The organism is Rhizobium sp. 2MFCol3.1, assembly GCF_000377565.1.
In the GTDB taxonomy this organism is placed as follows: domain Bacteria; phylum Pseudomonadota; class Alphaproteobacteria; order Rhizobiales; family Rhizobiaceae; genus Rhizobium.
The window spans coordinates 1-13,674 of sequence record NZ_KB898390.1; the positions used below are offsets into that span (position 1 = coordinate 1).

14 protein-coding genes and 1 pseudogene are annotated in these 13,674 nt (G+C 64.5%); 9 read left to right on the forward strand and 6 right to left on the reverse strand.

Annotated elements, in window-relative coordinates; translation table 11 throughout:
- Positions 1 to 310 (forward strand): annotated as a pseudogene (locus D460_RS36645) (IS481 family transposase); the annotation flags it as partial.
- A gap of 518 nt (positions 311 to 828) precedes the next feature.
- Positions 829 to 2,361, forward strand: coding sequence for a YifB family Mg chelatase-like AAA ATPase (locus D460_RS0132115; RefSeq protein WP_018902715.1), 1,533 nt, complete (start codon positions 829 to 831; stop codon positions 2,359 to 2,361).
- 75 nt (positions 2,362 to 2,436) lie between these two features.
- Here D460_RS0132115 and D460_RS0132120 read toward each other — a convergent pair whose 3' ends face one another.
- The 3 genes from D460_RS0132120 to D460_RS0132130 all read right to left on the reverse strand — a co-directional run bounded on the left by D460_RS0132120 (position 2,437) and on the right by D460_RS0132130 (position 4,545).
- Positions 2,437 to 2,736: a putative quinol monooxygenase gene (locus D460_RS0132120; protein ID WP_018902716.1), complete on the reverse strand. Its 300-nt coding sequence runs from the start codon at positions 2,734 to 2,736 to the stop codon at positions 2,437 to 2,439.
- 95 nt (positions 2,737 to 2,831) lie between these two features.
- Positions 2,832 to 3,794 (reverse strand): cysteine synthase A, encoded by a 963-nt coding sequence (gene cysK, locus D460_RS0132125; RefSeq protein WP_018902717.1) that lies wholly within the window; start codon positions 3,792 to 3,794, stop codon positions 2,832 to 2,834.
- 133 nt (positions 3,795 to 3,927) lie between these two features.
- The gene (locus D460_RS0132130; protein ID WP_018902718.1) at positions 3,928 to 4,545 is read right to left on the reverse strand and encodes a LysE family translocator; all 618 of its coding nucleotides are present in this window, start codon (positions 4,543 to 4,545) and stop codon (positions 3,928 to 3,930) included.
- Between the two features lie 279 nt (positions 4,546 to 4,824).
- Between D460_RS0132130 and D460_RS0132135 the strand changes: the two genes are divergently transcribed.
- Entirely contained in the window at positions 4,825 to 5,340 is a 516-nt protein-coding gene (locus tag D460_RS0132135; RefSeq protein ID WP_018902719.1) for a DNA starvation/stationary phase protection protein, read from the forward strand.
- Between the two features lie 6 nt (positions 5,341 to 5,346).
- Here the strand turns inward: D460_RS0132135 and D460_RS0132140 are convergent, their stop codons facing one another.
- On the reverse strand, positions 5,347 to 6,255 hold the full coding sequence (locus D460_RS0132140; RefSeq protein ID WP_018902720.1) for a DMT family transporter: 909 nt from the start codon (positions 6,253 to 6,255) through the stop codon (positions 5,347 to 5,349).
- A 102-nt stretch (positions 6,256 to 6,357) separates the two neighbouring features.
- On the opposite strand from D460_RS0132140, the gene D460_RS0132145 reads away from it, so the two are divergent.
- Positions 6,358 to 6,816: an Lrp/AsnC family transcriptional regulator gene (locus D460_RS0132145; RefSeq protein WP_018902721.1), complete on the forward strand. Its 459-nt coding sequence runs from the start codon at positions 6,358 to 6,360 to the stop codon at positions 6,814 to 6,816.
- Positions 6,817 to 6,825: 9 nt separating this feature from the next.
- Here D460_RS0132145 and D460_RS0132150 read toward each other — a convergent pair whose 3' ends face one another.
- Together D460_RS0132150 and dut are read right to left on the reverse strand one after the other, a co-directional pair.
- Entirely contained in the window at positions 6,826 to 7,725 is a 900-nt protein-coding gene (locus D460_RS0132150; protein ID WP_018902722.1) for a GNAT family N-acetyltransferase, read from the reverse strand.
- On the reverse strand, positions 7,725 to 8,195 hold the full coding sequence (gene dut / locus D460_RS0132155; protein ID WP_018902723.1) for a dUTP diphosphatase: 471 nt from the start codon (positions 8,193 to 8,195) through the stop codon (positions 7,725 to 7,727). The genes D460_RS0132150 and dut overlap by 1 nt, the downstream gene beginning before the upstream one ends.
- 90 nt (positions 8,196 to 8,285) lie before the next feature.
- Between dut and D460_RS0132160 the strand changes: the two genes are divergently transcribed.
- The 5 genes from D460_RS0132160 (at position 8,286) to tsaA (ending at position 13,376) form a co-directional block, all read left to right on the forward strand.
- Positions 8,286 to 9,869, forward strand: coding sequence for a peptide chain release factor 3 (locus tag D460_RS0132160; RefSeq protein ID WP_018902724.1), 1,584 nt, complete (start codon positions 8,286 to 8,288; stop codon positions 9,867 to 9,869).
- A gap of 113 nt (positions 9,870 to 9,982) precedes the next feature.
- A complete protein-coding gene (locus D460_RS0132165) occupies positions 9,983 to 11,014 on the forward strand; it encodes an iron ABC transporter substrate-binding protein (RefSeq protein ID WP_018902725.1) in 1,032 nt (343 codons plus the stop codon).
- Positions 11,011 to 12,042, forward strand: a complete 1,032-nt coding sequence (locus D460_RS0132170) for an iron ABC transporter permease (RefSeq protein WP_018902726.1) — start codon at positions 11,011 to 11,013, stop codon at positions 12,040 to 12,042. Before D460_RS0132165 ends, D460_RS0132170 begins: the two co-directional genes overlap by 4 nt.
- A 24-nt stretch (positions 12,043 to 12,066) precedes the next feature.
- Positions 12,067 to 12,852 (forward strand): ABC transporter ATP-binding protein, encoded by a 786-nt coding sequence (locus D460_RS0132175; protein ID WP_018902727.1) that lies wholly within the window; start codon positions 12,067 to 12,069, stop codon positions 12,850 to 12,852.
- Positions 12,852 to 13,376, forward strand: a complete 525-nt coding sequence (gene tsaA, locus D460_RS0132180; RefSeq protein WP_018902728.1) for a tRNA (N6-threonylcarbamoyladenosine(37)-N6)-methyltransferase TrmO — start codon at positions 12,852 to 12,854, stop codon at positions 13,374 to 13,376. The genes D460_RS0132175 and tsaA overlap by 1 nt, the downstream gene beginning before the upstream one ends.
- Positions 13,377 to 13,674: the final 298 nt, after the last annotated feature.

Here is a 13,674-nt window from a genome sequence, read left to right on the forward strand (position 1 = left end):
TCCCTTCGCCGAGACCTTTTCCCAAGCACCTGCCGGAACCCGTCTACGACAGCGGCGAGATCGTCCGTCGCATCAGCACGACCAAGGGCTACATCGTGTTCAAGGGGCAGGCCTGGCGCGTGCCCGGCGCCTTCAAGGGTGAATGCCTGGCCATCCGTCCGCTCGACCGCGACGGCCTATACGGCGTCTTCTTCGGCGCAACCAAGGTCGCCAAAATCGACCTCACGAACACGCCGTGAGTGTCAGGCATGTCTCCGAACACCTGTCAGGGATGTCTCCGGGCTTTACACTCGTCCCGAGGATCTGCTGAGCAACCAACTTGCTCGACGTGAGTGGATAGCTTGCACCATGGTGGCTGCAAGCGAGACCCATCTGCACCCTTGCACCCTTGCATCCGTGGAGACGTGCTTAGATCCTCGGGACGAGCCCGAGGACGATGCCGTGACTGAGGAAAGCCTTGCCTCTTCAGTCGCTTAGCGCCATTTCAGTGTTGGGGAGGCGACGTCCACCCAACCCTCCACCGTCATGCTCGGGCCTGTCCCGAGCATCTAAGCACGCCGCAACGAGTTCGACGTGCATGGATCACTCGCACTACGTTGGCCCCGTAGCCCGAAACGCCGAAACTGCCGTCGCGATCCTCTTCCTCCCCACCTTTGTTCCACCCCCACAACCCGCCACAACCGCGCCACATCAATGGCGCGCAATTGTTCATTTATTGTTCTTGTTTCATTCCAATTTCTATGCCAGATTGCAATCCGCGACCATGATGGGTCGCGGTTTCAGGTGCAAGGGGTTGCACCACAGGGGATCTGGGCCAAGGGGTTGGGCATGGTAGCGCGCGTCAGCACGGTTGCATTCCAGGGCATAGAGGGGGTTCCGGTCGAGGTCCAGGTCATGGTCGCGCCCGGCAAGCTGATCACCCAGATCGTCGGCCTGCCCGACAAGGCGGTGGCCGAAAGTCGCGAGCGGGTGCATGCCGCACTCCATGCCTCCGGCCTGGCGCTCCCCGCCAAGCGCATCACCGTCAATCTCGCCCCCGCCGATCTCCCCAAGGAAGGTAGCCACTTCGACCTTCCCATCGCGCTCGGCCTGATGGCGGCGCTCGGCGCCATTCCGGCGGATGCGCTCTCGGGCTATGTCGTCATCGGCGAACTCAATCTCGACGGCACGATCGCCGCCGTCAACGGCGCGCTGCCGGCCGCGATCGGCGCCAACGCGATGGGGAAAGGCTTGATCTGCCCGGCCGAAAGCGGCCCGGAAGCTGCCTGGGCCGGCGCCGAGCTCGACATCCTGGCACCCCGCAGCCTGATCGCCCTCGCCAATCATTTCCGCGGCACCCAGGTGCTCTCGCGCCCCGAGCCGTCGATCCGCGCCACCGCCGCTAATCTTCCCGATCTCGCCGACATCAAGGGCCAGGAGAGCGCCAAGCGGGCGCTGGAGGTGGCGGCCGCCGGTGGGCATAATTTGCTGATGGTCGGTCCGCCAGGTTCCGGCAAGTCGATGCTCGCCGCCCGCTTGCCGTCGATTCTCCCGCCGCTCTCGGCCGCCGAGCTGTTGGAGGTCTCGATGATCCACTCGATCGCCGGCCAGCTCTCCGGCGGCAAGCTCTCCGACCGCCGGCCGTTCCGCACCCCGCATCACTCCGCCACCATGGCGGCCCTCGTCGGCGGCGGTTTCCGAGCGCGTCCTGGCGAGGCGTCGCTTGCCCATCACGGCGTGCTCTTCCTCGACGAGTTTCCGGAATTTTCGCCGCAGGCGCTGGATGCGCTGCGCCAGCCGCTGGAAACCGGCGAGTGCATCATCGCCCGCGCCAATCACCGCGTCAGCTATCCCGCCACGATCCAGCTGGTGGCGGCCATGAACCCTTGCCGCTGCGGCATGGCGGGTGAGCCCGGCCATAGCTGCGCCCGTGGTCCGCGCTGCATGACCGATTACCAGGCCCGCATCTCCGGCCCGCTGATGGATCGCATCGATATCAGGATCGACGTCCCCGCCGTCTCCGCCTTCGACCTGATCCGCCCGGCGCCGGCCGAAAAGAGCGCCGACGTTGCCCGCCGCGTCGCCCGCGCCCGTGATCTGCAGCGAGACCGCTTCCGCGCCGCTGGCCTTGGTAAGACCGGCACCAATGCCCGCTGCTCCACCGCGATGATCGAGACCTTTGCAGCCCCCGATGCATCCGGCCTGCAGCTTTTGCGCGACGCCGCCGAAAAGATGAAGTTCTCCGCCCGTGGCTACCACCGCGTCCTCAAGGTCGCCCGGACGCTCGCCGATCTCGACGGCCAGGAGATGGTCGGCCGCATCCACTTGGCCGAGGCGATCTCCTACCGCATGGCGGGCGAGCGGCTGACGGCGGTGGCGTGAAGGGGAGGGGGAGCGGAAGCGGAGACGCAGTGGGAGCGTCGTCGCTAGCTTGGCGGAGGGGAGCAGTCCGGTGCCTCAGGTCTCGCGCGCTGCGCCGACCTCGTAGCTCTGGAGCTTGCGGTCATGAATGCCGAGTGATGGCCATGCGGCGCGCCAGTCGCTCAGGTGCGCGGTTTGAAAATGGCGATCGAGCGAGGCTTGGTCGCGCCAGCGTTCGGTGACGTGAATGAGGCCGGGCTCGAGCACGTCCTCGGCGTAGGAATAATCCAGGCAACCATCTTCGGCGCGGCTCATCTCCACCATGCGCCGCATCACGGGGCGTGCGAGCGCGAGGTTCTCATGGGGGAGGCGGATGGTTCCGACGATCAACAGCATGGGGTGGATTGCTTCGGGTTGGAGGTTGGCGGTGGATGGCAAACAGCATGAAGGGCGCCGAAGCGCCCTCCCTGACGTCGGACTAAGCCCGATCCTCAGCCGCCGAGGCCTTCGAACAGCGCCGTCGAGAGGTAGCGTTCGGCGAACGACGGGATGATCACCACGATATTTTTTCCGGCGTTTTCCTCGCGGGAGCCGATCTTGATCGCGGCGGCAAGGGCGGCACCCGAGGAGATGCCGACGGGCACGCCTTCGAGGCGGGCGACGTGGCGGGCGGTTTCGAGCGCGGTCGCGCTGTTGATGGTGACGACCTCGTCATAGATGTGGGTGTCGAGGATGGCGGGCGCGAAGCCGGCGCCGATGCCCTGGATCTTGTGCGGACCCGGCTGGCCACCGGAGAGCACCGGCGATTCCTCCGGCTCGACGGCGATCACCTTGATCTCCGGCTTCTTCGACTTCAGCACCTGGCCGGCGCCGGTAATCGTGCCGCCGGTGCCGATGCCAGACACCAGGATATCGACCGTGCCATCCGTGTCGTTCCAGATCTCCTCGGCCGTCGTCTTGCGATGGATTTCGGGGTTGGCGGGGTTTTCGAACTGCTGCGGAATGATCGCGTCGGGCAGGGTGGCGGCCAGTTCCTCGGCCTTGGCGATCGCGCCCTTCATGCCCTTCGGACCCTCGGTCAGCACCAGTTCGGCGCCGAGCAGCGCCAGCATCTTGCGGCGCTCGACCGACATGGTCTCCGGCATGGTGAGGATCAGCTTGTAGCCCTTGGCGGCGGCGGCGAAGGCGAGCGCGATGCCGGTGTTGCCCGAGGTCGGCTCGACCAGCGTCGTCTTGCCGGGCGAAATCTTGCCCTGCGCTTCCAGAGATTCGATCATCGCCACACCGATGCGGTCCTTGACCGAGGCGATCGGGTTGAAGAATTCGAGCTTGGCCAGAAGATTGGCCTTCACGCCCTTTTCCTTGGCGAGCTTGTCCAGTCGAACGATCGGGGTATCGCCGATCGTTTCCGTGATCGAGGAGTAGATGCGGCCGCGGCCCGGTTTCTTCGACATGATAAGGCTCCCTTGATGAAATATAGACTGAGAATAGGGTCTAAGCCGGTGGTCGGCCAGAGTAGCTTCACCCGCCAACCCTGTGGTTCAGAGAAAAAACCCTTTGCGAACCACGGTTTACCGAATGATTTTTTCAGGCCGCGCGCGTGGCGATGAAGGCTGCGGTGCCCGCCAGAATGCTCGCCGCCACCCGGTTCAGCGCCTGCAGCGCGCGCGGCTGTTTGAGCAACATGCGCGCTCGCGATGCCAGCAGCATGTAGGGGATCAGCACCACCAGCAGCACGACGAAGGTGGTCAAAAGCAGCAGGCCGTATTCGCGCATCCCGACGTTGTCGATGCTGATCAGCGTCGGCACCAGCGCGACGTAGAAGAGCATCGTCTTCGGGTTGCCGAGCGTGACCAGCAGGCCGGAGAGAAAGCGCATGCCGATATTGCTGGATTTCTTTGCGGCGATGTCCTGCGGCAGCAGGCCCGCGGTCCAGAGCTTGTAGGCGATATAGCCGAGATAGAGCGCGCCGAGGATCTTGATGACGATGAACACCTCGGTGAAGGTCTGCGCCACGAAGGCAAGGCCGAGGATCACGGCGGTCAGATAGGTCATGTCGCCGAGCACCAGCCCAAGGCCCATGAAAAAGGTCTCGCGGAAGTTCGAGCCCAGCGCGCGGGCAACGATGGCTGTAATGCCGGGGCCGGGAATGGCGGCGGCGATGAACAGCGCCGCGGCATAGGCAAAGAGTGCGGTGAACGACATGTGAGCCTCCCAATCGGCTGTGTTCTACGCCTCTTGCCGGGCCGTTTCAACAGGCCGCCGGTTGGCGCCGCAGAGGGGATCGGCGGGCGGCCCTGTGACCAGATTTCCGGCGCGGGCATTCTGTCACGAGCGTCTGCTATTGACGCCTCGGGTCGCGGTTCTAGTTCTCGGTTGGCGGCGGATGTCTGGCCGTAGCCGGAGCCAGAATTGTCGGCCACATGGGGGACGCAACCCGTTCCGGCACCCGTATCACGCCGATCTGGCGAAGGAGAAAATTTCATGTCGACACCCGTCGAAAAGCGCAAGACCGCGGCCCTCGCAACCCCGACCGATCTGAAGAGCAACGCCATCCAGGATATCTCGGGCGCGCTGGCGGCGCTTCTGGCCGATACTTTCGCGCTTTATCTCAAGACCAAGAATTTCCACTGGCACATGTCCGGCCCGCATTTCCGCGATTATCACCTGCTGCTGGACGAGCATGCAGAGCAGATTTTCGCGATCACCGACGAGATGGCCGAGCGCGCCCGCAAGATCGGCGGCACGACGCTGCGCTCCATCGGCCATATCGGCCGCCTGCAGCGCCTGGCCGATAACGACGCCGATTACGTGACGCCGGAGGACATGCTGGCCGAACTGCGTGACGATAATCGCCAGCTGATCTCGCTGATGCGCGAAACCCACGACGTCTGCTCCGAACACAACGACGTCGCCACGACGAGCCTTCTCGAAAACTGGATCGACGAGGCCGAGCGCCGCCACTGGTTCCTCTTCGAGATCACCCGCCAGGCGAAGTGATCGCCATCATTGAGTCCGGACGCCCCGCAGCACACCTTTCAGCCGCGCGGGCGTCCAGCCAAGGTTCATGCCCGCCGCCGCCAGAAGAATGATGGCGGCGCCGGCGATCTGCAGCGGCTGCAGCGCATGGCCGAAGGCGATCCGATCGACGACGATCGCCGCGATCGGGTAGAGGAAGGATAGCGCACCGGTGAGGTGGATCGGCAGCTTCTGGATCGCGCCATAAAGCAGCACATACATCAGCCCCGTATGCACGACGCCCAGCGTCACCAGCAGCGACCATGTCACGCTGTTATGGGGCAGGGCGGAAAAGTCGGTGATCGGCGCCAGCATCACGACACCGGTCGAAACCTGGATCAGCGCGATCAGGTGCGGCGGCGTGCCCTTCAGCCATTTCGCGGCCAGAGCCGCCAGCGCATAGAAGAAGGCCGCGCCAAGCGCCATGGCGATGCCGGTGGCATAATCGCCGCCCGCGCCCGCCACCTGCGGCTTGCCCTCGACGATCCCGATCATGCCGATGAAGGCCAACACCAGCCAGAACAGCTTCGCCGCCGTGATCCGGTCGCCGAGAAACAGGGCGCCGAGCCCGAGCAGCATAAAGGGCTGCGTGTTGTAGACGGTGGTCGCCACCGAGATCGAGGTATGCCCATAGGCGCCGAAGAGCAGCAGCCAGTTGAGCACGATGGCAACACCCCCGAACACGGCGATCCCGAAGGCGCGCAGCCCGATCGTCCCGGGCTTCAGCAATCCCATCGCCGCGCAGACGATCAGCAGACTGATCGCCCCGAACAGGCAGCGCCAGAAGACGACGCCGCTGACCGGCTGACCGGACATGACGACAAACCAGCCGATCGTCCCCGAAATCAGCATCGCCGCCGTCATCTGCACGCTACCGCTGCGGATATCCTGTTGCATCACTGTCTCCCGTTGTTGAGAGCAAGGATATTGCGGTCGCAGCGCCATTTATATAATCTTGAGGCGCCATCTGATGGCTTCTACCTTTCATCGTGAGGCAAAATGAGCGTTCTACCTAACAATGACCTCGACGATATCGACCGCCGCCTTCTTGAGGCGCTGGCCGCCGATGCGCGCATGTCGCTGAAGGAGCTTGCGCAGGCAGCGGGTCTCTCTTCGCCCAGCGCCGGCGAACGCCTGCGTCGGCTGGAGGAGCGCGGCGTCATTTCCGCCTTCACCGTCGATATCGATCCCACGGCACTCGGCTATCCCCTGCAGGCGATCGTCCGCGTCCGGCCGCTGCCGGGGCAGCTACATGTGGTGGAGCGCATCATCCGGGAGACGCCGGAGTTCGTCGAATGCGACAAGGTCACCGGCGATGATTGCTTCGTCGCCCGCCTCGTCGTCCGTTCCATGGCGCAGCTGGACACGATCCTCGACAAGGTCGCGGAGAAGGCCGAGACCAGCACATCGATGGTGAAGGCCTCGCCGGTGAAGCGCCGCCTGCCGCCGCTAAGCTGAAAGCCTAGCCTAGAAATCCGCCATAGGCGAAAGCATCGCCGGCCGGTCGAGACTGATTTGGAGATCGGTGCGGATCATGAACTGCGTGCCGCCGTCAAGCGCACGCGCCTCGCCCTGCCAGCCGAGTTTGTCCGGCGAAAACAGAACCTCGACCACCAAGGGCGCGATGCCGAGCCCACCGAGAATGGCCTCAAGCGGCGGAATGGTTTCGGCAATGACATCAGACAGCACGAATGTGTTATCGTCCCCCACCTTCCAGGCGACCACCGCCTGCCGGTCTTCCAGCCAGCTCAGCCGTACATCCGGATCGAACTGCGTATTGATCAGGAACATCGCCGCGCTCTCGCAGACCGCGAGAGCGTCTGACACCGGCGTGCGGGATTTCAGCGCCCGCTGCAACAGCGCGAGATCCTCGGGCTTCCAAGGGTCGAGCGTCCGCGCCGGCATGGCGCCCATCACAGGCTCCGGCGCCACACCGGCATGGAGATGCATCGGCAGCGAGCGGAAGCCATAGGGCGTGTAGAGATCAGGCTTGTCCGTGTAGAGCACGATCGCCTCGAAGCCTTGGGTCCCGCACCAGTCGAGCGCCTTCTTGGTCACGTCGCGATAAAGCCCGCGCCCGCGCCAAGGCGGCCGCACGGCGCCCGATTGCAGGCCGGCAGCGTTGATTTTGCGGCCGTTGATGACGATAGGCATGGCGAAGGCCGAGAGATTGGCGGCGAGAAGGCCGCTTTCATCGAACCAGCCGAAAGGCATGCTGGTGGGATCGGCGCCGCCGAGGCGTTTCAGCGGGTCTAGATCGATGCCGAATGTATCAGAGAGAAGCGACACCAGCGCCGACCAAGCCTTGTCGTCGGCGAAATAGTCCTGCCGGAAGGTGAGGCCGGAGCTATCGGTCGCCTTGTCCATCACACGCCCGTGGAGCCGAAGCCACCGGCACCGCGCGCCGTCGTGCTCGCCTCGGTGATCTCGGCGACGTGCGCCTGGGTCACCGGAGCGATCACCATCTGGGCGATCCGCATGCCGCGGGTGATCTCGAACGGCTCCTCACCGAGATTGATGAGCAGCACCTTCACTTCGCCGCGATAATCACTGTCGATCGTGCCTGGCGCGTTGAGGCAGGTGATGCCGTTCTTGAAGGCGAGGCCGGAGCGCGGGCGGATCTGACCTTCGAAGCCCTCGGGGATCTCGAAGATCAGCCCGGTCGGCACCAGCGCGCGTTTGCCCGGCGCAAGCACCATCGGCGCACCGTCATCGACGGCGGCGCGCAGGTCCATGCCGGCGGCGCCCTTGGTTTCATAGGCGGGCAGCTCGATGCCTTCGCCATGGGGCAGACGCAGGAGATTGAGGGTCGGGCGGGTATCGGTGTGAATGGTCATGCGCCATTACTTTGCCCCCGCAGGGCCAAGGTCAATTGCAAAGCGGCGCCTAAATCGCTAGATACGCCGCAACTCCACAGGATTCATAGCATGGCCGAAAGTCTCGCCGAGGCGGTTTCCCGCCGCCGCACATTCGCTATTATCGCCCACCCGGACGCGGGCAAGACGACGCTCACCGAAAAGCTGCTGCTGTTCGGCGGCGCCATTCAGCTCGCCGGCGAAGTCAAGGCGAAGAAGGATCGCATCCAGACCCGGTCGGACTGGATGAAGATCGAGCGCGAGCGCGGCATCTCGGTCGTCACCTCGGTGATGACCTTCGAGTATGAAGGCAATGTCTTCAACATTCTCGACACGCCCGGCCACGAAGACTTCGCCGACGACACCTACCGCACGCTGACGGCTGTCGATGCGGCCGTCATGGTCATCGACGCCGCAAAGGGTATCGAGCCCAGAACGCTGAAGCTCTTCGAAGTCTGCCGCATGCGCGACATTCCGATCATCACCTTCATCAACAAGATGGACCGCGAAAGCCGCGATCCCTTCGAGATCCTGGATGAGGTCGAAGAGAAGCTGGCGCTCGATACCGCCCCGGTCACTTGGCCGATCGGCCGCTCCAAGACCTTCTGCGGCTCCTATCACCTGGCCGACAACACGGTGCGCGGCTCCGATACGGAAGTGACGCCCACCAAGGTTAACGGCCCGCAGGCCGTCGCCGACCGTCTGCCGGAAAACGAGCGCTCGGCCTTCGTCGAGGAGACGGAACTGGCCATCGAGGCCTGCCGCCCGTTCGACCGCAAGGCCTTCCTCGAAGGCCACCTGACGCCTGTCTTCTTCGGCTCGGCGCTGCGTAATTTCGGTGTTCGCGATCTCATCAACGCGCTCGGCGAGTTCGCGCCGCCGCCGCGTGACCAGGTCGCCGATATCAGAACCGTGCATGCCGCCGAAGACAAGATGACGGCCTTCGTCTTCAAGATCCAGGCCAACATGGACCCCAACCACCGCGACCGCATCGCCTTCGCCCGCATCTGCTCCGGCAAGCTGGAGCGCGGCATGAAGGCGCGTCTCGCCCGCACCGGCAAGCAGCTCGGCCTCACCGCGCCGCAGTTCTTCTTCGCCTCGCAGCGCCAGCTGGCCGACACCGCCTTCGCCGGCGACGTCGTCGGCATCCCGAACCACGGGACGCTTCGCATCGGCGATACGCTGACGGAAGGCGAGGCGCTGGTGTTCCAGGGTGTGCCGAACTTCTCGCCGGAAATCCTGCGCCGCGTGCGCCTGGAAGACGCGATGAAGGCGAAGAAGCTCAAGGAAGCGCTGCAGCAGATGGCCGAAGAGGGCGTCGTGCAGCTCTTCTCTCCGGAAGACGGTTCGCCGGCTATCGTTGGCGTCGTCGGTGCGCTGCAGCTCGACGTTCTGAAGGAACGCCTGTCGGCCGAATACACGCTGCCGGTCTCGTTCGAAATGTCGCGCTTCTCCGTCTGCCGCTGGATCTCCTCGGACCAGCCGGCCGAGCTTGAAAAGTTCCTGAACGTCAAGCGCGGCGATATCGCCCGCGATCTCGACGGCGACCCGGTCTTCCTGGCGCAGGACAGCTTCTCGCTGCGCTACGAATCCGAACGCTTCCCCGCGATCAAGATGGTCGCCATCAAGGAATATCACGTCGCCAAGGCGGCGTGATCTAGCTCACGCTTTCGTCATGAGGGGAAAGAGGCGCTGCTTGCAGCGCCTCGCCATATTCCATCGGATATAGCGTCATGACATAGTGGCTCCGATTTCATCGGGAAGCCACCATGCTCAAACTCGCCAGCACGATCCTTGCCGCCCTTCTAACGCTCTTCAGCGCCGAAGCCTTCGCCCGCCCGTTCACCGATGCGGGCGGCCGCACGGTGGAGATCCCCGATCACGTCACTCGCGTGCTGACGGCCGGTCCGCCGGCCTCGGTGCTCGTCTACGTGCTGGCGCCGGACAAGCTCACCGGCTGGGTGCGCGAGCCGAGCGCGCAGGAAAAGCAGTTCCTGGCGCCATCGGTACAGAGCCTGCCCACCTATGGCCGGCTGACGGGGCAGGGCGGCACCGCCAACATGGAGGCGGTGATCGCCGCCAAGCCCGATCTCATCATCGATGTTGGCACGGTCAATCCGACCTATGTCTCGCTGGCCGACAAGGTGCAGCAGCAGACCGGCATTCCCTATGTGCTAATCGACGGCAGCTTCGAGAAGACGCCGCAGACGCTGCGAGAGGTCGGCGACCTGCTCGGCGTCGCGCCGCGCGCGCAGGAGCTGGCCACCTATGCCGAGACGACGCTGAAGACCCTTCACGACGGCTTGGCAAAGCTTCCCTCGGACAAACGCCCAAGGGTCTATTACGGGCGCGGTCCTGAAGGTCTTGAGACCGGCCTGTCAGGGTCCATCAACATGGAGATGCTTCAGGCGGCCGGCGCCGACAATGTCGCGGCCGCCGCCGGCAAGGGCGGGCTCACCAACGTGTCGCTGGAACAGGTTCTCGGCTGGAACCCCGATATCATCCTCGCTGCCTCGCCCAAGTTCGCGCAAGCCGTGAAAAGCGATCCATCCTGGGCAAGCGTCGAGGCGGTGAAGAGCGGCAAGGTGTTCACCGCGCCCGCGCTTCCCTTCGGCTGGTTCGATTCTCCGCCCGGCATCAACCGCCTGATCGGCATTCGCTGGCTGGAGACGCTGCTTTATCCTCAAAGCTTCGATGGCGATCTGAAAGCCGACGTGCGGACATTCTTCAAGCTGTTCTATCAGGTGAGCGATGCTGATCTCGACACGCTGCTGAAAGGCGCGCTACCGTCGTCGAAATGAGCAAGGATAGGCAAACCGCCGGCGGAAGCTGGAAACTGATCGTTTTCGGGGCTGCGTTCGTGCTGCTGCTGGCGGTGCTTTCCATGGCGATCGGCAAATATGCCGTCCCGCCCTCGACCATTTTGCGGGCGCTGGCCGCCGGCATCACCGGCACGCCATCCGATATCGATCCGATCCAGCAAACGGTGATCTGGAACGTTCGCCTGCCGAGGGTCGCGGCCGCGCTGCTGATCGGCGCGGCACTGTCGGCAGCCGGCGCCACCTATCAGGGCCTGTTTCGCAATCCGCTGGTCTCGCCGGATATTCTGGGCGTTTCCGTCGGCGCCAGCCTCGGTGCGGTGCTCGCGATCTTCATGGAAATGCCGGTCGCGGTCATCCAGCTCATGAGCTTCTGCGGCGGCCTTCTTACCGTCGGCGCGGTCTATGCGGTGGGTGCAGCGGTGCGCGGGCGTGATCCCGTGCTGACGCTGGTCCTGGCGGGCGTGGCGATCGGCGCTCTGGTCGGCGCCGGCATATCGCTCATCAAGATCCTCGCCGATCCCTATGACCAGCTGCCCGCCATTACCTACTGGCTGCTTGGCAGCCTGACGGCCGTGACCCGTGCCGATATCGGCTCCATCCTGCCGGCGATCATCCTCGGCCTTGTCCCGCTCGTGCTGTTGCGCTGGCGCATGAATGTCATGACGCTGGGCGACGAGGAGGCGCGCACGCTCGGCATCGATACCCGGCTAACAAGGTTGGCGCTGATAATGGGAGCGACGCTCATCACCGCAGCCTCCGTCTCGATCGCCGGCATCATCGGCTGGATCGGCCTCGTCATTCCGCATGTCGCGCGGCTGCTTGTTGGCCCCGATTTCCGTCGGCTGCTGCCCGCCTCCATCCTGATCGGCGGCGCCTATCTGCTTGTCGTCGATACGCTGGCCCGCAGCATCGCGATGATCGAGATCCCGCTCGGCATCCTGACGGCCGTGGTGGGAGCGCCGTTCTTCCTGTTCCTGCTCGCCTCCGGCAAAAGGGGCTGGTCATGAGGGACAAGTCATGAGGGTTAGGCCATGACGCTGGAACTGCGCGATCTCGCCTTCGGCTATGGCGCCCGCACGGTCGGCCGGGGTGTCACGCTGACGCTCGCACGGGGCGAGGTTCTGGCGCTGCTCGGGCCGAACGGCGCCGGTAAGACGACGCTGTTCAAGACCATGCTCGGCCTGCTGCCGGTGCAGGCGGGCGAGATCGTCCTCGACGGCGTGCCGCTCATCTCGTTCAGCCGGGCCGATCGCGCCAAGCGCATCGGTCATGTCCCGCAGGCGCATGCGGCACTCTTTCCCTTCACCGTGCGCGACGTGGTCCTCATGGGCCGCGCCGTACACCTCTCGCCCTTCTCCGCCCCCGGCGCCACGGATCGCGCCATTGCCGACGCAGCACTCGCCCGGCTCGGCATGACGCATCTGGCCGATCGCCCCTATACGGAGATGTCGGGCGGCGAGCGGCAGATGGTGCTGATCGCCCGCGCGCTGGCGCAGCAACCGGGCATTCTCGTGATGGACGAGCCGACCGCCAGCCTTGATTACGGTAACCAGATGCGCGTGCTCGCGCATATCCGCCGGCTGGCGCGGGAGGGCATGTCGATCGTGCTCTCCACCCACAATCCCGACCATGTCTTCATGGTCGCCGATCGGGTGGCCCTGCTGCACGAGGGAACGCTCGCCGGGCTTGGGCCGCCGCAAACGGTGTTGACGCCGCAGCGGATCAAGCAGCTTTATGATGTCGATGTGGTCATGGGCGTCCTGCCGGGTGGCAATGCGCCCGTCTGTTCGCCACGCCTGGATGTAGGAGAAGATTGATGGTGCGCGAAAACGAAATCCGGAAAAACGAAGTGGCGGTCGATGCTCCGGCTGCGACCGATGCCGGCCTGGTCTTCATCGGCCGCATCTGCACACCCTGGACGTCACGCATGGAAACCCCGCGTCAGGGGCGGCACGATGGGCCGATCTGCCGGATCGAGATATTCGAGCCCTGGGCGCCAGCGCTGCAGGGCGTCGAGGCATTCGAGCGATTGGAAATCCTCTATTGGCTGGATCGCTCCCGCCGCGACCTCGTGCTCCAGAGCCCGGCCAATTCGGGCAAGGTGCACGGCACCTTCTCGCTCCGCTCCCCCGTCCGCCCCAATCCGATCGGCACCTCGATCGTCAAGCTGGAGGCGGTCGAAGGAGCAACACTTCTGGTGCGCGGCATGGATTGCCTCGACGGCACGCCGCTGCTCGACCTGAAGCCGGATCGCACCCTCTTCAAACCGATCGCCCCGCCGCAGCCCGGCGATTTCCAGACAGGCGATGAGGGCACGGCGCATTATTGCCAGAAGGCGTGATCGCTGGAAGACTTAATAACTGACGTCGCGCCGGAGGCCCCTTCATCCGGCTGCCGCCACCTTCTTGGATGATCAAAATATGAGATAGTTGTTTCTGCCGGGCGGGTGGCCACCCGCCCGGCAGCTGGTTGTCGGATCGTCACCTTCTCAGCCATTCGGGGCTGTGGGGAGCAGGATCGCAACCGGCTCTTCATCAGGCCCGTGTGGTTGCAGGAACCTTGGGGTTCGTATCCAAGACAGGGACGACGAAGATGACCGATAATAGCATGATCTGTGCCGGAATCGATGTCGGCAAAAG

Coding starts and splice junctions, on each gene's coding strand:
- D460_RS0132115 (WP_018902715.1), top strand. CDS start 829: ATGGTAGCGCGCGTCAGCACGGTTGCATTCCAGGGCATAGAGGGGGTT.
- D460_RS0132120 (WP_018902716.1), bottom strand. CDS start 2,736: ATGCTGTTGATCGTCGGAACCATCCGCCTCCCCCATGAGAACCTCGCG.
- cysK (WP_018902717.1), bottom strand. CDS start 3,794: ATGTCGAAGAAACCGGGCCGCGGCCGCATCTACTCCTCGATCACGGAA.
- D460_RS0132130 (WP_018902718.1), bottom strand. CDS start 4,545: ATGTCGTTCACCGCACTCTTTGCCTATGCCGCGGCGCTGTTCATCGCC.
- D460_RS0132135 (WP_018902719.1), top strand. CDS start 4,825: ATGTCGACACCCGTCGAAAAGCGCAAGACCGCGGCCCTCGCAACCCCG.
- D460_RS0132140 (WP_018902720.1), bottom strand. CDS start 6,255: ATGCAACAGGATATCCGCAGCGGTAGCGTGCAGATGACGGCGGCGATG.
- D460_RS0132145 (WP_018902721.1), top strand. CDS start 6,358: ATGAGCGTTCTACCTAACAATGACCTCGACGATATCGACCGCCGCCTT.
- D460_RS0132150 (WP_018902722.1), bottom strand. CDS start 7,725: ATGGACAAGGCGACCGATAGCTCCGGCCTCACCTTCCGGCAGGACTAT.
- dut (WP_018902723.1), bottom strand. CDS start 8,195: ATGACCATTCACACCGATACCCGCCCGACCCTCAATCTCCTGCGTCTG.
- D460_RS0132160 (WP_018902724.1), top strand. CDS start 8,286: ATGGCCGAAAGTCTCGCCGAGGCGGTTTCCCGCCGCCGCACATTCGCT.
- D460_RS0132165 (WP_018902725.1), top strand. CDS start 9,983: ATGCTCAAACTCGCCAGCACGATCCTTGCCGCCCTTCTAACGCTCTTC.
- D460_RS0132170 (WP_018902726.1), top strand. CDS start 11,011: ATGAGCAAGGATAGGCAAACCGCCGGCGGAAGCTGGAAACTGATCGTT.
- D460_RS0132175 (WP_018902727.1), top strand. CDS start 12,067: ATGACGCTGGAACTGCGCGATCTCGCCTTCGGCTATGGCGCCCGCACG.
- tsaA (WP_018902728.1), top strand. CDS start 12,852: ATGGTGCGCGAAAACGAAATCCGGAAAAACGAAGTGGCGGTCGATGCT.